Below are 22,574 nucleotides of genomic sequence, written 5' to 3' on the forward strand. Positions count from 1 at the left end.
CAGCTGCAGGCGGTGGATTTCGACCGTTTCGACTGGATCCTGTGTGCCGACGAGACCAACCTGCGTGATGCCGGGCGCCTGGCGTCGGCGACCCAGCGTGAACGGCTGGCGTTGTACCTGCCCTGGTCCGGCGGGCAGGGGCGGGTAGCCATCCCTGACCCCTACACCGGCGGCAGCGATCATTTCGAACAGGTCTGGTCGCTGGTCGACGATGCTGCAAAACGTGCGGTGGCACGACTGTTGCATGACGCCGACTCCGGCATAATCAGGTCATGAACGTCCAGCCCGTCCCGGACCTGCCCGAATTCGCCACCTGGCTCAATGCCACCCCCTGCACCCTGACCGAACTGCGCGGCCGGCCGGTCGCGCTGCTGTTCGTCAATGCGGCCTCCGCCTGGAGTGCGCAACGCCTGGCCGAGTTCGGTCAATGGATGTCGCGCCACCCGGGCAAGCTGCAGCCGCTGGTGCTGCAGGTGCCGCGTTTTGATTTCGAACGCGATGCCACGGCCGCACTGAAGTTGCTGCGCCGTCAGGGCCTGACCATGCCCGTGCTGCTCGATGCCGACTGGGATGGCTGGCGCCGCTTCGGCGTCACCGCCTGGCCGACCATGGTGCTGCTGGACGCGCAGGGCCGTGAACAGCAACGGCTGGTCGGGCAGGGCGCGCCCGGTGAACTGGAGCGCGCCTTGAACGCGCTGTGCCAGGGCGCACCATCGGCGCCGCCGCGTGGCGGCAGCGAACTGCATCCGGAACCGCGCCAGGCCCTGCGCTTCCCGCAGGGGCTGGCGGTCAGCACCGAACGCCTGTACATCGCCGACAGCGGCCATCACCGCATTCTCGAATGCAGCCATGGCGGCCGCATCCTGCGTCAGTTCGGCCTCGGCACCGCCGATTTCATGGATGGCAATCTCGCCGAAGCGGCGTTCCACCGCCCGCAGGCGCTGGTGCTGGAGCGCGATTCGCTGTACGTCGCCGATACCGGCAACCATGCCTTGCGCCGCATCAACCTGCTGACCGGCATCGTCGACACGCTGTGCGGCAATGGCCGCCCCGGTGCGCCGGTGGAAGGTCCGGTCGCGCAGGCCCGGCAGGTCTCGCTGGACCATCCGGTCGGCCTGGCCATCGCCGACAACCAGCTGCACATCGCCATGGCCGGCGACAACCGCATCTGGAGCTACCACCTGGGCCAGCGCAGCCTGCAATGGCGCGCCGGCAGTGGTTCCATCGACGAGCGTGATGGCAGCGGCCATCTGGCTGCCTTCGCACAACCGACTGCGCTGGCCGTAGTGCAGCAGGTGCTGTACGTGGCCGATGCACTGGGTTCCTCGATCCGTGCACTGCAGCTGCGCGGCGACCTGGTGCAGACCCTGGTCGGGCAGGGTCCGTGGCGCTTCGGCAGTGAAGATGGCCCGCGCGCGCAGGCCAGCCTGCAGTTCCCGCAGGCGATCGCACTGGGCGCGGACGCCCCGCTGCTGTGGATCGCCGACACCGGCAACGGTCGCCTGCGCACGCTCCGCCTGGGCGGCGGTGAACTGACCACCCAGCCGCTGCCGCGCCGCCTGCACGGCCCGGCTGGCCTGGCGGTGGGCGCAGGTGCGGTGTGGATCGCCGAGACCGACGCCCATGCCGTGCTGCGATTCGACCCCGACAGCGGCGTGCTCAGCGAAGTCCCGATCAGCGAATGACCGACGTTCCCGCCCCGGCCTTCGACGGCAAGGCCTTCGCGGCCCAGCTCAGCACTGCCCCCGGCGTGTACCGCATGTACGCGGCCGACGACACCCTGCTGTACGTGGGCAAGGCGCGCGCGCTGCGCAACCGCGTCGGCAGCTATTTCAACGGCAGCCCGAAGAACGCGCGGATCATGTCGATGATCTCGCAGATCACGCGCATGGACGTGACCGTGACGCGCTCGGAAGCCGAGGCGTTGCTGCTGGAAAACCAGCTGATCAAGTCGCTGTCGCCGCGCTACAACGTCTCGCTGCGCGACGACAAGACCTACCCGCATGTGCTGCTGACCCGCGAGGACTGGCCGCGCATCGCCCTGCATCGTGGCCCGCGCGCCATTCCCGGCCGCTATTTCGGGCCGTATCCGGGCGTGACCGCAGTGCGCGAAACGCTGAACCTGATGCACAAGCTGTTCAAGCTGCGCAGTTGCGAGGACAGCGTGTTCCGCAATCGGTCGCGACCGTGCCTGCAATACCAGATCGGCCGTTGCAGCGCGCCCTGCGTGGAACTGGTGCCGGCCGCGGACTACGCCGAGTCGGTGCGCCGCGCTGCGCTTTTCCTGGAAGGCAAGAGCGACGAACTGACCCGCGAGCTGGGCGAGCAGATGCAGGCCGCCAGCGAGGCGCTGGAGTTCGAGCAGGCCGCGCGCCTGCGCGACCTGATCTCCTCGCTGCGCAGCATGCAGACCCGCCAGTACGTGGACGGCCGCGCCGCCGACCTGGACGTGCTGGCGGTGGCCATGCAGGGTTCGCAGGCCTGCGTGCTGCTGCTGGCCTTCCGCGATGGCCGCAACCTCGGCACCCGCCCATTCTTCCCGCGCACCAACGGCGAGGAGAGTCCGGAGGAAGTGCTGGCCGCGTTCGTCTCGCAGTACTACATCGAATTCGAGCCACCGCGCGAGATCCTGCTGGATCGCGAGATTCCCGACGCCGATCTGCTGGTCGCCGCGCTGTCCGCCTCGGCCGAGCGCAAGGTGCAGTTGAAGTGGAACGTGCGCGGCGAGCGTGCCGGCTACGTGGAGCTGGCCAGTCGCAACGCGCAGCTGACCCTGGCCACCGAGCTCAACAGCCGCAACGCGCAGCACGCGCGCAGCGACGCACTGCGCGAGATGCTGGGCTTGGCCGAGCCGGTCAAGCGGGTCGAGTGCTTCGATATCAGCCATACGCTGGGCGAGGCCACCGTGGCCTCGTGCGTGGTGTTCGACGCCGCCGGTCCGGTGCGCGCGCAGTACCGCCGCTTCAACATCAGCGGCATCGAGCCGGGCGACGACTACGCCGCGATGCGCCAGGCCATCGACCGCCGCTTCCGCCGCGCGGTGGAAGAGCAGGGCGTGCTGCCGGACGTGCTGCTGATCGACGGTGGCGCCGGCCAGCTGGCGCAGGCGCAGGCCGCACTGGCCGACCTGGGCGTGGAAGGCGTCCTGCTGGTGGGCGTGGCCAAGGGCGTGGAGCGCCGCGCCGGCCACGAAGCGCTGGTGATGCCCGATGGCCGCGAGCTGCGCCCGGGCGCGGCCAACCCGGCGCTGCAGTTCATTCAGCAGGTGCGCGACGAGGCGCATCGCTTCGCCATCACCGGCCACCGTGGGCGCCGCCAGAAGGCACGGATGACCAGCAAGCTGGAGGATATCCCCGGCATCGGGCCGCGCCGCCGCGCCAGCCTGCTCAAGCATTTCGGTGGCCTGGTGGGCCTGAAAGCCGCTGGCGAAGCGGAAATCGCCAAGGTGGAAGGCATCAATGACGCCCTCGCGGCACGTATCTACGCTAACCTGCACGGGTTGGCCACGCCCGATGCAGCCGAGTAGAGAGAGAAGCACGCAAGCATGAAGTTGACCCTGCCCACCTGGCTGACGTTGTTGCGGATCGTGATGATCCCGGTGCTGGTGCTGGTGTTCTACCTGCCCTACACCTGGACCAACTTCGCTTCGGCGGCGATCTTCGGCCTGGCCGCGATCACCGACTGGCTCGACGGCTGGATCGCACGCCGTTACCAGCTGGAGTCGGCCTTCGGCGCGTTCCTCGACCCGGTTGCGGACAAGCTGATGGTGGCAGTAGCGCTGTTCCTGATCGTGCAGGGCCATCCGACGCCGTGGATGGCATTCTGGGCGGCGGTGATCGTCGGCCGCGAGATCGCGGTATCGGCGCTGCGCGAATGGATGGCCGAGCTGGGCCAGCGCGCCAAGGTGCGCGTGGCGATGATCGGCAAGATCAAGACCACCGCGCAGATGGTCGCGCTGCTGTGCCTGCTGTATTCGGTGGCACCGAACGTGCCGGTGGAAGACATCTGGATGGGCTGGCCGGTGTTCCACATCGGCGACTGGACCCTGGCGATTGCCGCCGTGCTGACCCTGTGGTCGGGCCTGCAGTACCTGCACGCGGCCTGGCCGAGCCTGCGCGATGACGAGCGTGCCGCGCGCGAGCGTGCACGGCAGAAGAAGCTGGGCAACTGAGCCCGGGGTCGTATCCCTTTCCGAAGGAAAGGGCTCTGACCCCATTGATGCGCCCATCCACGCATGGCGTGGATCTACTGGAAATGCTGCATCCACGAAGGATGCGAATCTATCGGTTTGCGGGGATGCTGTAGTAGATCCACGCCATGCGTGGATACGCGGTGCAAGGCGCCTCGCAGGCCTCGAAAAAACCGCTTGACGCCATTCCCAGAACAGGTAGAATTTCGCCTCCCAAGCGGGAATAGCTCAGTTGGTAGAGCGCAACCTTGCCAAGGTTGAGGTCGCGAGTTCGAGTCTCGTTTCCCGCTCCAGATTCAAGAAAAACGCTCCCGGAAGGGGGCGTTTTTCGTTCTGCGGTCGTCCCGCCGGCAATCAGTCTTCGTCCTGCGCCGATGCACGCGAACGCATGCCGGTGATGTCTGAAATCCGCCATCCCTCGCCAACAATCCACCGCTTCATCCCCACTTCACCCACACCCCATCGCCCTACCATCCGCGCTGGCGAACCTGCATCTCCGATTCTCCACGGCGATGCAGCCATGCCCCAAACTCCCTCCGCCTACGACCACGATGTGGTCATCGTCGGCGCCAGCTTCGCCGGTGCCGCCTGCGCGTTGGCTGCTGCTCAATACGGCCTGCGCGTCTGCGTGCTGGAACGCAAGGCCGACCCCGGCGAACGCCTGCACACAACGGGCATCGTGGTGAAGGAAGCGGTGGAGCAGACCTGGCTGGGGCGCATGCCCGAACATCTGGTGCAGCGGGTCGCCAACGTGCGCCTCTATGCGCCGAACCTGCGCAGCGTATTGCTGGCCGCACCGGGCTATTACTTCCTCACCACCGATACGCCGAACGTGATGCGCTGGCTGGCCAGCGAACTGCGCGCGAACGGTGTCGACCTGCGCCTGCAGCAGTCCTTCACCGACGCTCGCCGCTGTGGTGACGGCTGGCAGGTCGAAGGGACAGGGCGCTGCGCCTATCTGGTCGGCGCAGATGGCGCACGCTCACGCGTTGCCCAGCGCACCGGGCTTGGCCAGGTGCGTGACAACCTCTACGGCGTCGAGCGTGAGTTCGCCGGCCTGCAGGTGACAGAGGGCGACGCGTTGCATTGCTTCCTCAGCAAGCGCTTTGCACCGGGCTACATCGGCTGGGTCGCGCAGAATCCGACCGGCCTGCAGGTCGGGCTGGCCCTGCGTCATGATCCGCGACAGGCGCGGCCGCTGGATATTGATGGTTTCCTTGAGCATGTGCGCGATGTGGTCGGCATCCCGCCATCTGCGCGTCCCTCGGCCACCCGCGCTGGCCTGGTGCCCTGCGGCCGACCGGATGGGCCGATCACCGGCCAACGCGTGATCCTGACCGGCGACGCGGCGGGCATCGTCTCGCCGCTCTCCGCAGGGGGCATCCACTCCTCGTGGCGGCACGGCTGGGCGGTCGGCGAGGCGATGGCCCGCCATCTGCGTGGGCAGGGGCCGGAAGCGGAACGGGTGGCGCGGCAGGTGGCGCCGGCATTCCATGGCAAGCGCCTGCTGCGCTGGGCGATGGATCATCTGCAGGCCGAATGGCCGTTCAACGCACTGCTGCACACGGCGGCCACGCGGCGCATTGCCGAGCAGGTCTACTTCCACCGCCGCGGCCTGCGCACGTGACGTGTGCTTTGCCAATGTAATTCCAGAATTCTGTATTTATATAACTGAATTCCCAAATAAAACACAGAATTCGGGAATTAAATCAATTGAATGGAATTGGGATTAATTCTATTATTTTGGGTGTTAAACGGCATAGAGAGGGGATGATACGCGCTATGTTGGATTTAAGCTTCAGCAAGCCCAGCGAGGTCGTCAAGCGACTCTGCGGGCGCTTGCGCACAGAGCGCATGGCGTTGGGCATGACACAGTCGGATCTGGCCGGGCGTGCCGGCATTGGTACCAACACCGTGTCCAACCTGGAGGCCGGGCGCAATGTTGGCTTCGAGGCGGTGGTCCGCGTGGCGATGGTCCTTGGTCGGATCAACGAGCTCGAAGGCCTGTTCCAGCCAAAGTTGGACAGCATCGAAGACATTCGGCGCTACGAAGAGGCTGCGAACCGCCTCCGGACGAAGAGGAAGCCCCGTAATGCCTGAACAGGTGAAGGTCTTCTACGAAGGGTGGGGAGAGCGATGGCACTGGGGAACGCTGATCTCCAGCATCGCCCTGACCGGTCGGCCGCTGATCGCGTTCGAGTACAGCAACGAGGCCCGGCGAAGGGGACTGGAACTGTCTTCGTACAAGCTGCCGCTGGCCGGCCCTCCGTTGCGGCGGGATTTTCCGGACCATCAGCTGCAACTGCCCGGGCCTGTGTATGACGCGTTGCCAGACGGCTGGGGCATGCTGCTGATGGACCGCATGTTCAGGCGCCGCGGAATCAACGCTGCACGCATTGGCCCGCTCCAGCGGCTGGCCTATATCGGTGGCAACGCGATGGGGGCCATGACGTTTGAGCCCGTGGCGCCCGAAGGTGAGGCGCCGAAGGTCCATATACCGCTCGAGCAGCTTTCCGCGGAAGTGCAGCAGGTGCTCCACGGAGAAGGTGGTGAATTCCTGCAGACCTTGCTGCTGGTGGGTGGTTCGCCCCAAGGTGCAAGGCCCAAGGCCCTGGTCTATCGCGATCCGCGATCGGGCGCGTTCACCACGGCCGTCACGCCCGGCTTCGAAGCCTGGTTGATCAAGTTCCCGGCCAGAGAAGAGCATGCCGAGGTGTGCGCCATCGAAATGGTCTACGCCGAGTGCCTGCGCAGGTGTGGCATCGAGACCCCGGACACGCAGTACTTCAGCCTGCCCAACGGGCTGGCCGCGTTCGCCAGCAAGCGCTTTGATCGCCACGATGGGTTGCGTGTGCCGATGCAGAGTCTTGCTGCATTCACGGGCGCCAACTACCAGACGGCGGGGTCGTTGGACTATGTCAACTTCCTGCGCGCGACCCGGTTGTGCACCAATGACGTGCGGCAAATGGCCGTGGCCTTCGAACGTGCGGTCTTCAACGTTGCGTTCAACAACCGGGACGATCATCCGAAAAACTTTGCCTACATCATGTCGCCAGATGGGCAATGGCGTTTGGCTCCGGCCTACGACGTGACCTTCTGCGAAGGACCCAACGGATATCACCAGATGGACGTCATGGGGGAGGCACTGGAGATTTCCCGTGCTGACCTGCTTCGCCTTGCCGAAGAGGCAGAAGTGCAGCACGCGGACGCCAGTCTGGCGATTGGCAGCATTTGCGACGTGGCCAGCCAATTCACGGAAATCGCCAACAGCATGTACTCAAACGTTATTGCTCAAGACACCTTGATCATGATCCAGGGGCGCATCAACGAGAACGTAGCTCTGTTGCGGGAAGTCCGGCGTGGCCTGCGGCCCTGAGGGCCGGGTCCGAGGGCCTGAACGCCGCCCCACAATGCGGCCGAAAATTCCTGTTGACGCCGTGCAGCAATATCGACACAATAGCGCTCCTTCGACGCAGGTCGAACGAAATCTGCGGGAATAGCTCAGTTGGTAGAGCGCAACCTTGCCAAGGTTGAGGTCGCGAGTTCGAGTCTCGTTTCCCGCTCCAGATTCAAGAAGAACGCTCCCGAAAGGGAGCGTTTTTCGTTTGTCACACCGGTTGCACCACCACCGCGCCAGCGTGCCTTGCCGGGCAGGGCGCTGCACCAGGTCCGGGCATTCTGCCGGTCGAAACCGGGGCAGCGGTTGTCCTGCGGGATGTAGACGTAGGGAACGTCATCCTCGTAGGTGAAGTGGTAGTAGTAGGTGCGGTCCTTCCCATACAACCAGTAGTTCGACGAGCCGTCGTTGATCGCATACGGCTCGAAGGTGAGGATCGAGGATTCGGCGGGAATGGAGTTGCTGCGCTCCATCAGTAGCAGCAGGGCGTTCGAGACCAGTGGGGTGGTCAGGACGAGCACGATCACACCGACAGTCGCTGTCGTGATCGAGCCAATCAGCAGCCAACGGCGAGGGTGTTTCACGGTCGTGCAGCATCGAAGCAAGGAATTACCGCAATGTGCAATACGCCGTGGAAGTCGTCCAGTGTTCCGTGCCGGGAACGCATTGAAAGCGTAGTGAAAGTCTGGGTCGGCGTTGCCTGAACCGCACGCGTGCTGTGACCTTTTTCGGACGATTTCTCCATGTTCGCTCCACAATCGCACGGTAGCCTTCATGCTCCTTCTACACGTTGGCGGGCTGGTGGTCAGGCGTATCACTCCAGTGGCAGTGCCCAGGACCGGGCGCGGACTCTTCCTGCAGGCAGTGCTGCGCCCGGGCACGCTGCTGACCAGCCTGGCGCTGGCAGGTTGCATGTCGGTGCCGGCTCCGGACCTGCCTGACCGCACACCCACCGCCTGGACCCAGGTGCCGCAGGGCCAGGGCGTGGCGGTGGATGCCAGGCAGTGGTGGAAGGTGCTGGCCGACCCAGCGCTGGATGGCCTGGTCGACCGGGCCATCGCCGGCAACCTTGATCTGCAGCAGGCCACGTTGCGCCTGCAGGCAGTGCGGATCGTCGCCGGCGCCTCGGATTCGCGCTTCCTGCCGGAAATCTCGGCCAGCGCCAAGCAGGTACAGGACGCCGCCGCGGTCGACACCTATTTCCATGCAGGCATCGAAGCGATCTGGGACCTGGGGCTGTTCGGCGCCGCCGAGAGCGCGCAGCTGAGCGCGCAGGCCTCGGCCGGCAATGCCGAGGCGTTGCGCAATGCCGCGCAGGTGGCGGTGATCGCCGACGTGGTGCGCAGTTATCTCGACCTGACCGTGGCCCAGGCCCAGCAGGACCTGCTGGCCCGACAACAGGCCGTGGACGACCGCGGCGAACAGCTGGCGCTGGTCCGTCAGCGGCTGCGCCTGGATGAGCCGGGCGAGCTGCAACGGCTGCGCGCGCGGCAGGCGGCCACCCGTGCCGCCATCGCGCAGGCGCGGGAAAACGCCGACAACGCCGCCCGTGCGCTGGCATTGCTGCTGGGCCGCGATGGCCCGGATCCGGCCTGGCACGCCTATCGCACGCCGCCGACGCTGGGTGCGTTCACGCTGCAGCAGGTCCCGGCTGACCTGCTGCGACATCGACCGCAGATCCTGCTGGCCGAATCGGAGGTGATGCAGGCCGCCGCCAGCAAAGGCGCGGCGCGCGCTGCGATGTATCCGCGGATCAGCCTGGGTGGCTCGATCCTGTATGCCTACAACCTCACCCAGAACGCCCGTTCCAATTCCGACTCCAGCCCGTCGATCGGCCCGTACATCGATATTCCGCTATGGGACTGGGGCCAGCGTCGCGCGCGGTTCCATGCCGATGAGAAGCAACTGGACGCCGCGCTGCTGGGATACCGCAAGGCGGTGCTGGAAGGCGTGGGCGAAGTGGAAGGTGCACTGGGTAGCCTGGCGCGCCAGGACAGCAGCATCCAGTCGCTGCGTGTGGCCAATGATGCCGCCGACCAGCAGGTCAAGCGCCAGGCGCGGCAGGTGCAGCTGGGCCTGTCCAGCGAGTTCGACGGACTCGACACGCAACGCGCCGCACTCGCCTCGCAGGCTGATCTGATCGCTGCACAGGGTGCGCGCGTGCTGGCCTTTGCATCGTTGTACCGCGCCCTCGGCGGTGCCCAGCTGCCTGCCGAGGGTGAGGGCGAACCACAATGATCGCACTCGCGCGCAAGACCCTGGCCTATGAGTGGCGCCGGTTCCTGCCGGTGGTGCTGGCGATGTGTTTCGCCGGTGTGCTGTTGATCGTGCAGGCCGCACTGGTGCTGGGCATCTTCGGTACCGCCGCGATCTACGTGAAGGCGTCCTCGGCCGATATCTGGGCTGGTTTCCCCGGCACCCAGAGCGTCAATTACGGCCATGCAATCAGCGCGGATGTGGAAAGCCATCTGCGCATGGACCCGGATGTCACCCGCGTCGAGCCCTACGAGTGGGTCGATGGCGAATGGCGGTCCGGCGCGCAGGGCACCGGCAACGTGTCGGTGTACCTGTCCGGCATCTCCACCCGGGACGACGCGATGATGTTCGCGCGCATCCTCCCTGCCAACCTGCGCGCGCAGCTGCGCGAGCCGGGTGCGGTGATCGTCGACAGCGCCGATCTGGATACGCTGGGCGTGGACCTGCAGAACAACCGTGCCTGGATCAATGGCAAGGCGGTGCGCGTGGTCGCCGCACAACCGGGCCTGCGCGGCCTCGGTGGCGTCAACGTTCTGGCCTCGCTGGACACCGCGCGCGCCATCGCCGGCACTGACCCGCACGAGGGCAGCACCTATTTCGTGGCGGGCCTGCGCTCGCCGGACCTGGCCGACCGCGTGCGTGACCGCCTGGCCGCATCGATGGGCCAGGCCACACCGGTCGAGTTCTGGACCGCGCCGGCGTTCGCCAGCCGTTCGCAGCAGTATTGGCTGTTCGATACCGGCGCAGGTATCGCAGTGTTGTTCATGGCCGTCATCGTCTGCTTCGTCGGTGCGGTGATCACCAACCAGTCGTTCGCCTCGGTGGTGGCCGGCTCGGTACGCGAGTACGCCACGCTCAATGCACTCGGTGCAGGCCGCTATGCGCTGGCGCGGGTGGTGTTCGAGCAGGCATTGCTGATCGGTGGCGTGGGCATGCTGCTGGCGGCGGCGTTCAGCACGGTGGTGCTGTTGATCGCGCAGACCCAGCGCGTACCGGTGCAGCTGACGCCGATGGTGATCCTCGGCTGCGTGGCGCTGGTCGCGGTGATGGCCATGCTCTCCAGCATCATGGCGGTGCGCAGCGTCGTCCGCTCCGATCCATCGTTGCTGCTGCGTTGAGGACCGGCCGATGACTTCCACACGCGCCATCGCCCCGACCCTGCAGGCCGAAGCATTGGAAAAAGGCTTCATGTCCGGTGATGTGCAGGTGCCGGTGCTGCGTGGCCTGTCGCTGGACATCTATCCCGGCGAGCTGACCCTGGTATCCGGCCCGTCCGGCTGCGGCAAGAGCACGCTGCTGTCGCTGCTGTCCGGCCTGTCCGCACCCGATGGCGGTCGCGTGCACGCGCTGGGCCAGGACGTGGGTCACATGACCCGCAGTGAAGTGGAGCGTTTCCGCCTGCACCATGTCGGCTTCGTGTTCCAGGGCTTCAACCTGTTCCCGGCACTGACCGCGCTGGAGCAGGTGCAGCTGCCACTGGGCTACCGCGGCATGCGCAATCGCGAAAGCGAGCCGCTGGCCCGCAAGGCGCTGGAAGAAGTCGGCCTCAGCCATCGCAGCCACATGCGCCCGGCGCAGCTGTCCGGTGGCGAGAAACAGCGCGTGGCGGTTGCCCGCGCGTTTGCCAAGTCGCCGACCCTGATCTTCGCAGACGAACCCACCAGCGCGCTGGACGCCGAGAACGGTCAGCGCGTGATCGACATCCTGCATCGCTACGCACGCGCGCAGGGCGCCACCGTGCTGTGCGTGAGCCACGATCCGCGCCTGATCCGGCATGCCGATCGGGTGATCGCCATGGAAGACGGCATGGTCCGTGACGACCGCCGCCAGAACGAAACCGTAGAGTCCGCCCCATGACCAAGACGTCGCATCTGCTTCCCCTCAGCCTGGCCCTGTCCGCGGCACTGCTGCTCGGCGCCTGTTCCAGGGAAGCGCCCACCGCCGCGTCGGCCCCCTCAGGCAAGGCGGGTACTGCCGCCGACGGCAAGGTTGCCGTGGCGCGGGGCATCATTGACGTCGAAGGTGGCCTGATCGCACTGGCACCGCCGGTGGATGGCTCGATCACTGCAGCGCCGGTGAAGGAAGGCGCCACGGTGAAGAAGGGGCAGCTGCTGCTGTCGCTGGATGGCGCCCTGTTGCAGCAGGAAGTGGCAATGGCCACCGCCGATCTGGCCTTGGCCAATGACCGCCTGAAGGGCAGCCAGGCGCAGCTGCGCGAACTGGAGCGCAACGCCACCCGACTGTCCACGGGCGCCAGCGAAGGTGTGTCCTCGAACCAGCAGGCCGATGCGGCCAAACAGCAGCTGGCCGGTGTGCGTGCCGATGTCGACGTGGCCGGTGCGCAGGTCGACCTGGCGCAGCACAAGCTGGAGCACGCGAAGCTGAGACTGCAGCAGATGTCATTGAGCGCGCCGGAAGCCGGCACCGTGGTCGGCCAGGTGCCGGGCGTCGGTGCCTTCGTGCAGGCGGGCAAGCCGGTGATCTCGTTGTTGCCGGCGCGCCCGCTGCAGGTGCGCGCCGAACTCAGCGCCGCCTACGCCGATGCCGTGCAGGTGGGCATGAAGGCTACTGTCGTGCCGGATAGTGATGGTGCGGAGAACACGGGCACGCTGCCGCCTGCACGCCTGGTGCGCATCAGTCCGGTGTTCGCGCAGGCACGCCTGCCTGAAGATGCAGGGCGTGGCGTGGCCAAAGTGGTGGAGTGCGTGCTGGAGTTCGATGGGCAAGCCAAGGCGCGCTTCGGCCAGCACGTGCGGGTGGAGTTCCGGAAGTAGGTCTCTAGCGCTGCGGCGGGGGAGTCTGTGGTGACCCGCGCCGGCAGAGCGCCCGCCACGCGCTCACCGCCGACACCACGCACAGCGCCAGCAGCAATCCCACGTCCAGCAGCAGCAACCACAGCAGGTGCATGCCTTGTACCGGAGGCTGGTGCATCGCCGACAGCATCCACGGTATCGACCAGACCAGCAGCAGGGCGAAGGCGATTAGCAGGCGCAGCCACAGGCGTTTGAGTTTCCACGGGCGCACGATCAGCGCCGCCACCACCAGTTCAACCGTGCCCAGCAACGCGAACACGATGACGGTGCTGGTCGGATAGGGCAGCTGGGCGCCTTCCAGGCGATGCAGCAGCCAGTAGTCCGGAGTGAAGCCCGCATTGACCAGTGCGGCGATCAGCGCCAACCAGGTCAGCGCGACCAGCAACCAGAACAGGCGGACGTAGCGTCTAGGCATCGGCGGTGTCCGTGCTTGGGCGGGGCAGCGTACCCCAGCGCGGACGCTCGTGACCGCATGATGTGAAGACTGTTGACGGCGTGAAGGAATTTGGACACAATAGCGCTCCTTCGACGCAGGTCGAAGAATCTGCGGGAATAGCTCAGTTGGTAGAGCGCAACCTTGCCAAGGTTGAGGTCGCGAGTTCGAGTCTCGTTTCCCGCTCCAGATTCTACAGGGCCCCGGTAGGGGCCTTGTTTTTCTCCCGCCCCGGCAAGGCGGGGCACGTTGGGCCACAAGGCTTTACGCGCAGTCAGAAAAGTGAAATCGCTGGTGTGTTTTCCGGATTTCCGGTAGCATGTCGGCTTACGCGGGAATAGCTCAGTTGGTAGAGCGCAACCTTGCCAAGGTTGAGGTCGCGAGTTCGAGTCTCGTTTCCCGCTCCATGTTCCGACAGGCCCCATCTTGGGGTTTTGTCTTGTCAGGGCTGGGTTCCTGGCGCGCAGTACGTTGGCCTCATGGCAGAGTGGCTATGCACCGGATTGCAAATCCGTTTACAGCGGTTCGATTCCGCTTGAGGCCTCCAATTGAAAAGCCCTGACTCCGGTCAGGGCTTTTTTGTTTGGCTGCGATCAATTCCCGCTCGCGCGATCACCGCCCGGCAGTCAGTCATGTCAGATGCGGTGGCGCTACACTCGTGTGATGAACCAGATTGATCACTTCCGCGGCGCCTTGCTCGGCCTCGCGTGCGGCGATGCCGTCGGTACCACGCTGGAGTTCAAGCCTCGTGGCAGCTTCACCCCGATCACCGACATGGTGGGTGGTGGGCCGTTCCAGCTGCAGCCGGGGCAATGGACCGACGATACCTCCATGGCGATGTGCCTGGCCGAGAGCCTGGTGCGTTGTGACACCTTCGATGTGCACGATCAGATGAACCGCTACGCCAACTGGTACCGGCATGGGTACTGGAGTGCGACCGGCGAGTGCTTCGATATCGGTATGGCAACGCGGGCTGCCATCGACCGGTTCCTGCAGGATGGCCATCCGCTGGCGGGGAGTGACGACCCACGCAGCGCTGGCAATGGCTCGATCATGCGTTTGGCGCCGGTAGCATTGCGCTACGCCGGGACTCCCGACCTGCAGGCCATGGCCGCGTTGAGTTCGCGAACCACGCACGGTGCGCAGGAGTGCCTGGAGGCGTGCCGCCTGCTGGCGGTCGCGCTGGAGCGGGCGTTGGCAGGTGGCACCCGTGACGCGGTGCTGGATCTCAGCAATGTCCCCGTCGAGAGCGCGCGGCTGCAGCAGATCGCGGCGGGCGCCTACCGCGGTGCCACGCGTGAGCAGATCCGTGGCAATGGCTATGTTGTCGACAGTCTGGAAGCTGCACTCTGGTGCTTTGATCGCCACGACACCTTTGAAGCCGTCGTACTCGAGGCGGCCAATCTTGGCGAGGACGCCGACACCACGGCCGCCATCGCGGGGCAGCTGGCGGGTGCATTCCATGGTGCGCGCGGAATCCCCGGGCGGTGGTTGCAGAGGCTGGCCCTGCGTGCCGAAATCCAGGCGCTGGCCGATGTGCTGCACGCCTTGAACCAGGGCAGCGACCGCGCTGCGTGAGTCGGGTTCCCTGCCTGTGAACTGCGCCGGCAGGACGCTCCCTGCCGCCGCCATTTCCGACGCCGCGCTGTATCACCTGCAGCCGTTCGACACGCCCCGGTCGCCAGTCTCAGCCGGCCACGACATGGAAAGGCGCTATGGTCGAGTTCCACGTCTCAGGGAGCCGCAATGGCGAGCAAGGACATCACGCGTCGTTCCAGCCACGGAGCGAAACGGAAATGAGCAAAGTCACGGCAGATGTGCGCTGGTTGACCTTCCGCTTGAAGAACGGGCAATCCATTGGCCCGGATCGGCTGAAGGACGGATGGGTCATCGCCTCGGAAACCGCCCGCTGCGGGGTGCGCCGCGAGCATATCGAAGGGTCGGGCCTGGTGTATGCCCTGTACGCGCCGGCCAACCTGGCCTCACCACGGCGCGCGGAAATGCGCATGCGCGAATTCCTGATGAGCTCGGGCTACACCTTCACGATGGGCACGCTGGGCGGCTGACCTGCGCGTGGGCCGCGATTGCTCAACGCTGCGCGGCCTTCAACGCCTCGATGATCTGCGCGCCGGAGAAGCCACAATGGCCTTCGCCAACGGGCGGCAGCACCTGTGGCAGCGGACGGGCGCCGGCCCGTGCGGCCGTCTGCGGATACACCGTCTGCATGCGCGGCAAGATCGTCGGGTCGTTGTTGTTGAACTGGATCACCAGCGGTCGCCTCAACGCACCGCTCAATGCCAGCTCCCTGCGGACAGCGGCCTGCGCGGCAGGCACGGCGTCGACACGTTGCACGCCGGCATTGAACGCCATGTCGTCACCGAAGCCGCTGTAAGCCACACCTATGTTGCCCACCGGCATGCCGCCACTGCGCGTGGCCAGTTCGTGCAGGACCAGAGCATGCAGGCTGATCGTGCCGGCCAGTGCATCAGCTGACACCTGCAGCCGCTGTGCCAGCAACGCGGCATGTGACGGGCTGCGTTGCAGCGCATTGGAGATGCCCTGGTACAGTTCGCCCTGTGGCAGCGCAGCCGCTTCGCGTGAGACCAGTCCCGCAGCCGGCAGGCCTTCGGCCTTGGCAAAGAAGTAATCGAAAGCGACCAGCGTGCTCAGCAGATCACTCGCGATCTGTTCGCCACTGAGATTGGCGCCGCATAGCGACACGCCACCAGCGTAGTGTTGCGGGAACCGTTCGAGGCTGGCGAGGGTCACGGCGCCGCCCATCGAAAATCCCAGCATCCAGATATGGCGCACGTGCTTGAGTTCAGCCACTGCATGTCGGCGCAGGCGTTCCATGTCGGTGATCGCATCGGCCACCGCCCAGCCCTGGCTGGCATAGGCGCTCTGCGCGACGGCGTAGCCTGCCGCCAGCAGTGGCGCGGTGCCGTCATTGGCAGCCATCGGCGTAGCACGTGGCATGCCTACCGGCTCGTAGCCGTGCGCCAGCATCACCAGGTCACCGTTCCAGTCGGCCGGCACGTCCAGGCGCCACGGCGCGCCCTGCAGCTCGCCGCTCAGCGTGCGTGCCGCCGTTGGCGCTGACGCCAGCAAGGTCGTCGAAGGCAGCAGCAGGCCGAGGGCGAGGGCGCATCGAAGCAGGGCGGGCATCGGGGTCATTCCATGCGGGAATGACCCCGAGCATAGATGCCAGCGAAATGTTGCGCGCGCTGCACTGCCGCAGGAAGGGCGGGCTGGGGGGCACCCGCTCCCAGAGTTGATCACGTCCGCTAAGGGGGTGATTCCGATACGATGTGTCGCCTTGATCTCTTTCTACTTTACCCAGGGTCCCGTCATGGTCGACCGTCTTGCCATTCTGCTTGAACGCTTTGCGGTTACCGCCTCGGTGTTCCATGCTGGCGCGCTGTGCGGCATCAACACGCTGGCGGGCGAGGATGACGCCGGGCAGCTGCATCTGGTGCGACGTGGCCCGCTGCAGGTCAGCCATGGCCAGCAGATCGTCCAGGTCGAGGTGCCGAGCCTGCTGCTGTACCCACGGCCGATGCCGCATCGGTTCAGCACCGATCCGCAGCATGGCGCCGACATGGCCTGCGCCAATCTGCATTTCGAGGGCGGGCGGCTCAACCCGATCAGCGCGGCGTTGCCCGATTTCATCTGCCTGCCGCTGGCCGATCTGTACGGCGGCAACGCAGCGCTGGAGCTGCTGTTCGAAGAAGCCTTCGAGCAGCGCTGCGGGCGTGCGGCGATGGTCAACCGGCTGTTCGAGGTGGTGATGATCCAGGTGCTGCGGCAGCTGATGGAAGGGGGCGAGATGCGTGGTGGCCTGTTTGCCGGGCTGGGGCATCCGCGGCTGCGGCTGGCGCTGGTGGCGATGCATGAGGCGCCCGCACAGTCCTGGACCCTGGAAGACCTGGCCGAGGTCGCCGGCATGTCACGCAGCGTCTTTGCTGCCAGTTTCCGTGAGGCGATGGGCACTACCCCGGGCCAGTACCTGCAGGGCTGGCGGGTGGGCCTGGCGCAGCAGGCGCTGCGCCAGGGGCGCCCATTGAAGCGGATCGCTGACGACGTCGGCTATGGCAGCGAAGCCGCACTGTCGCGTGCATTCAAGGCACATACCGGACAGTCGCCGCGGGAGTGGCGCGGACAGGCCCGCGCCGGCGCGGGCTGAGCCTCAGCCCAGCACCAGCCGGGCCAGTTTCATGCCACCGAACAGGCCGACCAGGCCCAGTGCCACCGAACCGCCGGCGTACAACGCTGCCAGGCCATGCTGGCCGCGCTGCAGCAGCAGACCGATTTCCAGCGCGTAGGTGGAAAATGTGGTGTAGCCGCCGAGGACGCCGGTGGCCAGCAGAAGGCGCAACTGCGGCGAGGCGCCATTGCGCAGGGCGAAGGCTTCGACCAGCGCGCCCATCAGCAGTGCACCGCTGATGTTGATCAGGAAGGTCGACCACGGCCACGGGCTGCCGACCGCTACCCGCGTACCGATCAGGTTGCAGGCATGGCGAAGGCAGGCGCCGAGCCCGCCGCCGATGAAGACCAGCAGATAATTGTTCAATGCGTGCATCACGTGCCTCGGTTGGGGGTTCGCTGATTCGATGGCGAACGCCGACGGCAGGCACGGCCCGCCATCGACGAAGACCGGTTCGTCCTGGCAGGAGCCATCAGCCCTTTCGGGCGGTTATCGGGGGAGCCCCATCCCCATCCGCGACCATGCTACCAGTGGTAGTGCATTCACGTCATCGAGGTCGTCAGCACCCGGATGACCTTGCTGCGGCTGAAGCCGTCCATCAGCAGTTCGAAGGCCAGCAGGTCCAGGGCCGCGTGGCGGCGATGGTCGATCTGCAATCCCTTCTCCTCCACCAGATGGCTGACCAGTTCGTAGGCGTCCTGCCAGACATCCAGGTGGGCCTGGCTGGGGATATAGGTATTGCCCCGCTCACCGACGCCAAGCCCGCTCACGCCGTACAGCAGTTCACGCGCGTCCAGTTTGGCCGCATCGGCGATGCGGAACAGCTGTTCGGCCTTCACATGGGCGGGGCTGACATGGTCGTTGAGCCAGTTGCTGATGGTTGCCGTCGTCGAATCGGCGGCGCGGGCCAGATCGGCCGGGCGAGGGTGCCCGGCTTTCTTCATGGCAATGGCGAGTCGTTGGCCGAGAGTATTCATCTATGCAAGCCAGCTTAACGCGTGGATCGCAAAGTTCCCTTGTTCCAAGAATAAGTCTGGTTAACAGAAGGACCGACCGTGACCGAATTCTGGAGCAAGGGGCAGGTACGCGCCCGGCTGGGTTTCCGGACCGATGCCGAACTGGCGCGCTTTTTTGGCATAAGCCGATCTGCCGTGTCGCAATGGCCCAAGAACTTCCCGATTCCTGCGCTACGCCAATACATCCTGCATCAGCGCTATCCCAACCTGTTCCCCGCGACTGAGGCGACGCAGGGCGAGTAAGCCCCAACTACGCCGCCTTTTGTCGCATATAGCACTCTAAACAGTATTTGCTAAGTATGCTTAGCAACATTGGAAACTTCGATGGAACGGGGCTGGCCCATCGATGGCGCCTACCAAAGCGGGGCCGGGGAAATCGGGGCAGTGTGTCGGGTCCGACCCATCCGGGCACCCCGTCTCCCCGTATGTGGTTTCGTGAACGATTAATAATTTCGATCACGAAAGTCGCGGTATGTAATTGACCTGTCGTGAAATCTATGACTAATTGGGATCAACCGGACGTGAAGCCCGGGAGTCTTTCAGTAGCTCGCAAGTGAGTCGGTAGACCGTCAACGATGCAGAACAAGTCCAACGGAGGTCGTATGGAATACGGCATGCATGGCTTGGCTGAACGGGTACGCCGCGAACTGGAAGCCAGTTATCACAAACACGGATGCGGTCCGGCGTTCTGGGATACCTACCAGCAGGTGCTGGACCGCCTGGTCCCGCAAGGGACCGAGCGTACCGAAGTTACCAATGAAATGGCGCTGATCATCGAGCAGCTGGGCATCGTCCGACGCGCGCAGCTGGTGCCGCCGCACGCCAACGGGCCGCGTTGATCCGTTGATTCAAAGCAGGCGCCAGGCGCCGCAGGCCAACAGCGCCAGCAGTATCGACAGCAGTGCCAGGGTCCGCGGTCGCCACCATTGCCGCGGTTGCCCGGCCATGGCCTGCGGACTGCAGTAGCGCACCAGCCCCGGGCCGAAACCGGCCTGGTGCTGCTGCTGCGAGCAGGCCTCCAGGCAGGCGCCGCAGGCCAGGCAATCGGCCTGAGGTCCCTGGCGGATATCCAGTTGCATCGGGCAGGCGCTGACACAGGCAGCGCAATCGGTGCAGTCGCCCAGGCGGTCGGCGCTGAAGGTGGGCATCGGTCCGGCCAGCAGCGGGTGTGCAGCGCGGAACACGTAGTCCTGTGCGGTGGTCGGGTCGAGCAGGCCACGGCCGCGTCCGAGCACGCCCCCCAGCCCCGACGGACGCATGCCGCGCGGTTCGCCGCGGCGCGCGTCGTACAACATGCGCGGTGTATGCGGATCGGTCAGCAGCGGCTGCAGGCGCGCGAACGGGCACAGCGAACGGCACACCTGCTCGCGCAGGAAGCCGGCATTGCCCCAGGTGGCGGCGGCATAGAACAGCACCCAGAACGTTTCCCAGCCGCTCCAGCCGGCATGCGGCGCGGCGGCCACCAGTTCTTCGATCGGGCTGAACAGACCGACGAACGTGATGCCGGTCCACAGCGACAGCAGCCCCCATGCCAGCTGGGTGGCAGGGACCACGACGGGCGCTGGAAAGGCCCGGGCCATGGCGCGCGCAATCCAGTCGAAGGCGCGGCGCCATAGCGTCTGCGGGCAGGCGTGGCCGCACCAGATGCGGCCGGCGAGGTGGGTGAGCAGCGCGAGGCCCACCGCCAGCACCGCCAGCAACCCGATCAGCACGCCGACATCGCTGGGCCACAATGTCCAGCCAAACAGGTCAAAGCGCCGCGCGTTGATGTCCAGCAGCAGGGCCTGCCGCCCATTCCAGCGCAGCCATGGCAAGGCATAGAACAAGGCCAGCAAGAGCACGCTGAGCGCGGCGCGCCAATGCCAGCGGCGTGGGATTCCGGTGCAGGGCGTACTCATCCCAGCGGCAGCTCGTCGTCGTCGTCGCTTGGCATCGGTCGCTGCAGGTACCAGGTGACCGCGCTGGACAGTGCGGTCACCGACCAGAACATGAAGAATCCTGCCGTATAGCCCAGTTCGCGGCTGATCGCCGTACCCGGAAAGCTGATCGCCTGCAGACGCAGCGGGTCGACAAAGGCGAAGAACACCACGCTGGCCAGGCCTGCAGCGATGAAGCTGGGCCAAAGGATGGCGCCCCAGTGCTGGATCAGCTGCTGGCGGCGGCTGGGAGAGGGTCTGTTCATGCTGTCCCGGATCGGAATGAGGGCGGCGCGTATACTCCGCCGAGGCTGGCGCAGCATCCGCAGGGCATGCTTCCTGCAGGCGTGCCAGCCTAGGTGCAGCGGACTGCGCCGACATTGATCTGGATCAACGGCGGTGCCGGCCAGCTACGGCACAATGCCGGCAAGCTTTGGGTACCCGATGAACGCAATATCGCCACCTGTGCTGCCCGTCGCCTCGCCCGGGCTGTGCACCGAGCAGGAAGTGACCCGCCTGGTCCACGATTTCTATGCGCGCGTGCGCGAGGAAGAGCGGTTGGGGCCTGTGTTCGAGGCACACGTCCGCGACTGGCCGGAACACCTGGCGCAGCTGGTCGATTTCTGGTCGGCAATGCTGCGCGGTACGCGCCGCTTCAAGGGCTCGCCGATGTCCAAGCACATGGCCATCGAGCTGGACAAGGACCTGTTCGACCGCTGGCTGGTGCTGTTCCGGATCACCACCGCCGAGTGCGGCAACCCGCCCATGCAGGCGCTGGCCAACGACGTCGCCGCGCGCATCGGTGACACCTTCTGGAAGCGCTACCAGATGCTGCGCTGGCCGCAGGTCGGCCTGCCGGTGCTGGGAATCCCCACCCGCGATTGATCTGGGTCAAGGCGGTGGCGTCCGCCCGGCGCGATGCTGGCGGCATGGACACGTTCTCTCCCGCCGCCGGCGGTCTGGCCTGGACCTTCGACCCCGACCTGCTGCGCCGGCATGACCGGCCCGGGCCGCGCTACACCTCGTATCCGACCGCGCCTCATTTCCACGATGGCTTCGATGCGCCGGCACTGCGCCGGGCAATCGCCGACAGCAACCAGCTGGCCCGCGCGCTGTCGCTGTACGTGCATGTGCCGTTCTGCTCCAGCCCCTGCTTCTACTGCGGCTGCAACCGGGTGATCACCCGCGACCGCGGCCGTGGCCACAGCTACGTCGCGCGCGTGCTGGCCGAGGCCGACCTGCTGGCGCCGCAGTTCGAGGACGGCCGTGAGGTCATCCAGCTGCACCTGGGCGGGGGCACGCCGAACTTCCTCGAGGCCGAGGCGATGACCACGCTGGTGGAAGGACTGCGCCGGCGCTTTGATTTCAGCGATTCGCCGCAGCGCGATTTCTCGATCGAACTCGATCCGCGCTTCATCGATACCCGCGATGTCGCCATGCTGGCGCGGCTGGGCTTCAACCGCGCCAGCCTGGGCGTGCAGGATTTCGACCCACAGGTACAGGAAGCGATCAACCGCGTGCAGGGCGTGCAGCAGACGCTGGACATCCTGCAGGCCTGCCGCGACAGCGGCATGCGTTCGGTCAACGTCGACCTGATCTATGGGCTGCCGGGACAGAGCCTGGAAGGGTTTGGCCGCACCCTGGAACGGGTGCTGGCATTGCGCCCGGATCGCCTGGCGGTGTACGGCTACGCACACCTGCCGCATCTTTTCCGCGCACAGAAGCAGATCGACGAACGCCGCTTGCCTTCGCCGGAAGACAAGCTGGCGCTGCTGGGCCTGGCGGTGGAGAAACTCTCTGCGGCCGGCTACCAGTACATCGGCATGGATCACTTCGCATTGCCGGAAGAAGATCTGTCACGTGCGCAGCGCGCCGGGCAGTTGCATCGCAATTTCATGGGCTATACCACCCACGCCGACACCGATCTGCTCGGCCTGGGCGTGAGTGCGATCAGCCACATCGGTGCCACCTACAGTCAGAATCCGCGCGACCTGCCGTCGTGGGAGGATGCCGTGGACCAGGGGCAGTTGCCGGTGTGGCGCGGCGTGGCGCTCAGCGCCGACGACCAGCTGCGCGCAGAACTCATCCAGCAGCTGATGTGCCAGGGCGAGGTGGACGGTGCGGTGCTGGGCCAGCGCCATGGCGTGGATTTCGAGCAGTACTTCGCCGAAGACCTGCGTTCGGTGCAGCGGCTGCAGGAAGACGGCCTCGCCGAGTACCGTGACGGTGTAGTGCGCGCCAGCGAGCCTGGACGGCCGTTGCTGCGGCTGCTGGCGATGTGCTTCGACCCGTACCTGCGTGCCGCCTGCGAGCAGCCGCGCTACTCGCGTGCAATCTGACGTTCGTCGTG

The 22,574-nt window shown here is 66.0% G+C and carries 24 protein-coding genes, 5 tRNA genes and 1 riboswitch; of the genes, 23 read left to right on the forward strand and 6 right to left on the reverse strand.

The genetic code is table 11. The annotated features are described in order from the left end of the window. The 13 genes from ACUDTM_RS00005 to ACUDTM_RS00065 all read left to right on the forward strand — a co-directional run. Window positions 1–276 (forward strand): arsenate reductase/protein-tyrosine-phosphatase family protein (locus ACUDTM_RS00005; RefSeq protein WP_445391032.1); only part of this gene is annotated, 276 nt, incomplete at its 5' end. Then, window positions 273–1,685: a hypothetical protein gene (locus ACUDTM_RS00010; RefSeq protein WP_445391033.1), complete on the forward strand. Its 1,413-nt coding sequence runs from the start codon at window positions 273–275 to the stop codon at window positions 1,683–1,685. The genes ACUDTM_RS00005 and ACUDTM_RS00010, both read left to right, overlap by 4 nt. After that, window positions 1,682–3,526: an excinuclease ABC subunit UvrC gene (gene uvrC, locus ACUDTM_RS00015; RefSeq protein WP_053500510.1), complete on the forward strand. Its 1,845-nt coding sequence runs from the start codon at window positions 1,682–1,684 to the stop codon at window positions 3,524–3,526. The genes ACUDTM_RS00010 and uvrC overlap by 4 nt, the downstream gene beginning before the upstream one ends. 18 nt (window positions 3,527–3,544) lie before the next feature. Continuing rightward, on the forward strand, window positions 3,545–4,171 hold the full coding sequence (pgsA, locus tag ACUDTM_RS00020) for a CDP-diacylglycerol--glycerol-3-phosphate 3-phosphatidyltransferase (RefSeq protein WP_005412825.1): 627 nt from the start codon (window positions 3,545–3,547) through the stop codon (window positions 4,169–4,171). 235 nt (window positions 4,172–4,406) lie between these two features. Beyond that, window positions 4,407–4,482, forward strand: a tRNA-Gly gene (locus ACUDTM_RS00025). Window positions 4,483–4,709: 227 nt separating this feature from the next. Next, on the forward strand, window positions 4,710–5,816 hold the full coding sequence (locus ACUDTM_RS00030) for an NAD(P)/FAD-dependent oxidoreductase (RefSeq protein WP_252745439.1): 1,107 nt from the start codon (window positions 4,710–4,712) through the stop codon (window positions 5,814–5,816). 155 nt (window positions 5,817–5,971) lie between these two features. Further along, a complete protein-coding gene (locus tag ACUDTM_RS00035) occupies window positions 5,972–6,289 on the forward strand; it encodes a helix-turn-helix domain-containing protein (protein ID WP_053501247.1) in 318 nt (105 codons plus the stop codon). Then, window positions 6,282–7,565 (forward strand): type II toxin-antitoxin system HipA family toxin, encoded by a 1,284-nt coding sequence (locus ACUDTM_RS00040; protein WP_445391034.1) that lies wholly within the window; start codon window positions 6,282–6,284, stop codon window positions 7,563–7,565. The genes ACUDTM_RS00035 and ACUDTM_RS00040 overlap by 8 nt, the downstream gene beginning before the upstream one ends. A gap of 114 nt (window positions 7,566–7,679) precedes the next feature. Continuing rightward, a tRNA-Gly gene (locus tag ACUDTM_RS00045) sits at window positions 7,680–7,755 on the forward strand. A 605-nt stretch (window positions 7,756–8,360) separates the two neighbouring features. Then, window positions 8,361–9,824, forward strand: coding sequence for an efflux transporter outer membrane subunit (locus ACUDTM_RS00050; protein WP_445391035.1), 1,464 nt, complete (start codon window positions 8,361–8,363; stop codon window positions 9,822–9,824). Next, on the forward strand, window positions 9,821–10,960 hold the full coding sequence (locus tag ACUDTM_RS00055; RefSeq protein ID WP_188241111.1) for an ABC transporter permease: 1,140 nt from the start codon (window positions 9,821–9,823) through the stop codon (window positions 10,958–10,960). Before ACUDTM_RS00050 ends, ACUDTM_RS00055 begins: the two co-directional genes overlap by 4 nt. Window positions 10,961–10,970: 10 nt before the next feature. Beyond that, the gene (locus ACUDTM_RS00060; protein WP_188241110.1) at window positions 10,971–11,699 is read left to right on the forward strand and encodes an ABC transporter ATP-binding protein; all 729 of its coding nucleotides are present in this window, start codon (window positions 10,971–10,973) and stop codon (window positions 11,697–11,699) included. After that, a complete protein-coding gene (locus ACUDTM_RS00065; RefSeq protein ID WP_445391036.1) occupies window positions 11,696–12,616 on the forward strand; it encodes an HlyD family secretion protein in 921 nt (306 codons plus the stop codon). Before ACUDTM_RS00060 ends, ACUDTM_RS00065 begins: the two co-directional genes overlap by 4 nt. A 4-nt stretch (window positions 12,617–12,620) precedes the next feature. Here the strand turns inward: ACUDTM_RS00065 and ACUDTM_RS00070 are convergent, their stop codons facing one another. Continuing rightward, window positions 12,621–13,070: a hypothetical protein gene (locus ACUDTM_RS00070; protein ID WP_134968034.1), complete on the reverse strand. Its 450-nt coding sequence runs from the start codon at window positions 13,068–13,070 to the stop codon at window positions 12,621–12,623. Window positions 13,071–13,201: 131 nt separating this feature from the next. Between ACUDTM_RS00070 and ACUDTM_RS00075 the strand changes: the two genes are divergently transcribed. From ACUDTM_RS00075 to ACUDTM_RS00095, 5 genes are all read left to right on the forward strand, one after another. Then, window positions 13,202–13,277: transfer RNA gene (locus ACUDTM_RS00075), tRNA-Gly, on the forward strand. Window positions 13,278–13,419: 142 nt separating this feature from the next. After that, window positions 13,420–13,495: transfer RNA gene (locus ACUDTM_RS00080), tRNA-Gly, on the forward strand. Between the two features lie 66 nt (window positions 13,496–13,561). Next, window positions 13,562–13,635: transfer RNA gene (locus ACUDTM_RS00085), tRNA-Cys, on the forward strand. 116 nt (window positions 13,636–13,751) lie between these two features. Continuing rightward, window positions 13,752–14,666, forward strand: coding sequence for an ADP-ribosylglycohydrolase family protein (locus tag ACUDTM_RS00090; RefSeq protein WP_353762482.1), 915 nt, complete (start codon window positions 13,752–13,754; stop codon window positions 14,664–14,666). 218 nt (window positions 14,667–14,884) lie between these two features. Further along, entirely contained in the window at window positions 14,885–15,154 is a 270-nt protein-coding gene (locus ACUDTM_RS00095) for a hypothetical protein (protein ID WP_005415995.1), read from the forward strand. A gap of 22 nt (window positions 15,155–15,176) precedes the next feature. Here the strand turns inward: ACUDTM_RS00095 and ACUDTM_RS00100 are convergent, their stop codons facing one another. Then, on the reverse strand, window positions 15,177–16,253 hold the full coding sequence (locus tag ACUDTM_RS00100) for an alpha/beta hydrolase family protein (protein ID WP_445391037.1): 1,077 nt from the start codon (window positions 16,251–16,253) through the stop codon (window positions 15,177–15,179). 184 nt (window positions 16,254–16,437) lie between these two features. On the opposite strand from ACUDTM_RS00100, the gene ACUDTM_RS00105 reads away from it, so the two are divergent. Further along, window positions 16,438–17,271, forward strand: a complete 834-nt coding sequence (locus tag ACUDTM_RS00105) for an AraC family transcriptional regulator (RefSeq protein WP_088497733.1) — start codon at window positions 16,438–16,440, stop codon at window positions 17,269–17,271. 3 nt (window positions 17,272–17,274) lie between these two features. Here the strand turns inward: ACUDTM_RS00105 and crcB are convergent, their stop codons facing one another. Next, on the reverse strand, window positions 17,275–17,667 hold the full coding sequence (gene crcB, locus ACUDTM_RS00110; RefSeq protein ID WP_072166715.1) for a fluoride efflux transporter CrcB: 393 nt from the start codon (window positions 17,665–17,667) through the stop codon (window positions 17,275–17,277). Window positions 17,668–17,748: 81 nt separating this feature from the next. Next, window positions 17,749–17,812, reverse strand: a riboswitch (Fluoride riboswitch). Between the two features lie 22 nt (window positions 17,813–17,834). Next, on the reverse strand, window positions 17,835–18,236 hold the full coding sequence (locus ACUDTM_RS00115) for a helix-turn-helix domain-containing protein (RefSeq protein ID WP_061478466.1): 402 nt from the start codon (window positions 18,234–18,236) through the stop codon (window positions 17,835–17,837). A gap of 111 nt (window positions 18,237–18,347) precedes the next feature. Here ACUDTM_RS00115 and ACUDTM_RS00120 point away from each other — a divergent pair, with 111 nt between their 5' ends. Both ACUDTM_RS00120 and ACUDTM_RS00125 read left to right on the forward strand, forming a co-directional pair. Beyond that, the gene (locus ACUDTM_RS00120; protein WP_061478465.1) at window positions 18,348–18,551 is read left to right on the forward strand and encodes a hypothetical protein; all 204 of its coding nucleotides are present in this window, start codon (window positions 18,348–18,350) and stop codon (window positions 18,549–18,551) included. Window positions 18,552–18,910: 359 nt separating this feature from the next. After that, on the forward strand, window positions 18,911–19,147 hold the full coding sequence (locus ACUDTM_RS00125; RefSeq protein ID WP_005416001.1) for a hypothetical protein: 237 nt from the start codon (window positions 18,911–18,913) through the stop codon (window positions 19,145–19,147). A gap of 9 nt (window positions 19,148–19,156) precedes the next feature. Here the strand turns inward: ACUDTM_RS00125 and ACUDTM_RS00130 are convergent, their stop codons facing one another. Further along, complete coding sequence (locus ACUDTM_RS00130; RefSeq protein ID WP_088497735.1) at window positions 19,157–20,206, reverse strand: 4Fe-4S dicluster domain-containing protein; 1,050 nt, start codon at window positions 20,204–20,206, stop codon at window positions 19,157–19,159. Beyond that, window positions 20,203–20,490 (reverse strand): hypothetical protein, encoded by a 288-nt coding sequence (locus ACUDTM_RS00135; protein ID WP_014036651.1) that lies wholly within the window; start codon window positions 20,488–20,490, stop codon window positions 20,203–20,205. Before ACUDTM_RS00135 ends, ACUDTM_RS00130 begins: the two co-directional genes overlap by 4 nt. Before the next feature lie 178 nt (window positions 20,491–20,668). On the opposite strand from ACUDTM_RS00135, the gene ACUDTM_RS00140 reads away from it, so the two are divergent. Next, window positions 20,669–21,109 carry a group III truncated hemoglobin gene (locus ACUDTM_RS00140; protein WP_088497761.1) on the forward strand — a complete coding sequence of 147 codons (441 nt, stop codon included), beginning with the start codon at window positions 20,669–20,671 and terminating at the stop codon, window positions 21,107–21,109. 44 nt (window positions 21,110–21,153) lie between these two features. After that, window positions 21,154–22,563: an oxygen-independent coproporphyrinogen III oxidase gene (gene hemN, locus ACUDTM_RS00145; RefSeq protein WP_072166936.1), complete on the forward strand. Its 1,410-nt coding sequence runs from the start codon at window positions 21,154–21,156 to the stop codon at window positions 22,561–22,563. The last annotated feature ends 11 nt before the right edge of the window (window positions 22,564–22,574 follow it).

Source organism: Stenotrophomonas maltophilia group sp. vghtpe118 (genome assembly GCF_052605195.1).

Excerpts from the sequence above, each read along its gene's own strand:
- ACUDTM_RS00010 (WP_445391033.1), top strand. The coding sequence starts at position 273 with ATGAACGTCCAGCCCGTCCCGGACCTGCCCGAATTCGCCACCTGGCTC.
- uvrC (WP_053500510.1), top strand. The coding sequence starts at position 1,682 with ATGACCGACGTTCCCGCCCCGGCCTTCGACGGCAAGGCCTTCGCGGCC.
- pgsA (WP_005412825.1), top strand. The coding sequence starts at position 3,545 with ATGAAGTTGACCCTGCCCACCTGGCTGACGTTGTTGCGGATCGTGATG.
- ACUDTM_RS00030 (WP_252745439.1), top strand. The coding sequence starts at position 4,710 with ATGCCCCAAACTCCCTCCGCCTACGACCACGATGTGGTCATCGTCGGC.
- ACUDTM_RS00035 (WP_053501247.1), top strand. The coding sequence starts at position 5,972 with ATGTTGGATTTAAGCTTCAGCAAGCCCAGCGAGGTCGTCAAGCGACTC.
- ACUDTM_RS00040 (WP_445391034.1), top strand. The coding sequence starts at position 6,282 with ATGCCTGAACAGGTGAAGGTCTTCTACGAAGGGTGGGGAGAGCGATGG.
- ACUDTM_RS00050 (WP_445391035.1), top strand. The coding sequence starts at position 8,361 with ATGCTCCTTCTACACGTTGGCGGGCTGGTGGTCAGGCGTATCACTCCA.
- ACUDTM_RS00055 (WP_188241111.1), top strand. The coding sequence starts at position 9,821 with ATGATCGCACTCGCGCGCAAGACCCTGGCCTATGAGTGGCGCCGGTTC.
- ACUDTM_RS00060 (WP_188241110.1), top strand. The coding sequence starts at position 10,971 with ATGACTTCCACACGCGCCATCGCCCCGACCCTGCAGGCCGAAGCATTG.
- ACUDTM_RS00065 (WP_445391036.1), top strand. The coding sequence starts at position 11,696 with ATGACCAAGACGTCGCATCTGCTTCCCCTCAGCCTGGCCCTGTCCGCG.
- ACUDTM_RS00070 (WP_134968034.1), bottom strand. The coding sequence starts at position 13,070 with ATGCCTAGACGCTACGTCCGCCTGTTCTGGTTGCTGGTCGCGCTGACC.
- ACUDTM_RS00090 (WP_353762482.1), top strand. The coding sequence starts at position 13,752 with ATGAACCAGATTGATCACTTCCGCGGCGCCTTGCTCGGCCTCGCGTGC.
- ACUDTM_RS00095 (WP_005415995.1), top strand. The coding sequence starts at position 14,885 with ATGAGCAAAGTCACGGCAGATGTGCGCTGGTTGACCTTCCGCTTGAAG.
- ACUDTM_RS00100 (WP_445391037.1), bottom strand. The coding sequence starts at position 16,253 with ATGCCCGCCCTGCTTCGATGCGCCCTCGCCCTCGGCCTGCTGCTGCCT.
- ACUDTM_RS00105 (WP_088497733.1), top strand. The coding sequence starts at position 16,438 with ATGGTCGACCGTCTTGCCATTCTGCTTGAACGCTTTGCGGTTACCGCC.
- crcB (WP_072166715.1), bottom strand. The coding sequence starts at position 17,667 with ATGCACGCATTGAACAATTATCTGCTGGTCTTCATCGGCGGCGGGCTC.
- ACUDTM_RS00115 (WP_061478466.1), bottom strand. The coding sequence starts at position 18,236 with ATGAAGAAAGCCGGGCACCCTCGCCCGGCCGATCTGGCCCGCGCCGCC.
- ACUDTM_RS00125 (WP_005416001.1), top strand. The coding sequence starts at position 18,911 with ATGGAATACGGCATGCATGGCTTGGCTGAACGGGTACGCCGCGAACTG.
- ACUDTM_RS00130 (WP_088497735.1), bottom strand. The coding sequence starts at position 20,206 with ATGAGTACGCCCTGCACCGGAATCCCACGCCGCTGGCATTGGCGCGCC.
- ACUDTM_RS00135 (WP_014036651.1), bottom strand. The coding sequence starts at position 20,490 with ATGAACAGACCCTCTCCCAGCCGCCGCCAGCAGCTGATCCAGCACTGG.
- ACUDTM_RS00140 (WP_088497761.1), top strand. The coding sequence starts at position 20,669 with ATGAACGCAATATCGCCACCTGTGCTGCCCGTCGCCTCGCCCGGGCTG.
- hemN (WP_072166936.1), top strand. The coding sequence starts at position 21,154 with ATGGACACGTTCTCTCCCGCCGCCGGCGGTCTGGCCTGGACCTTCGAC.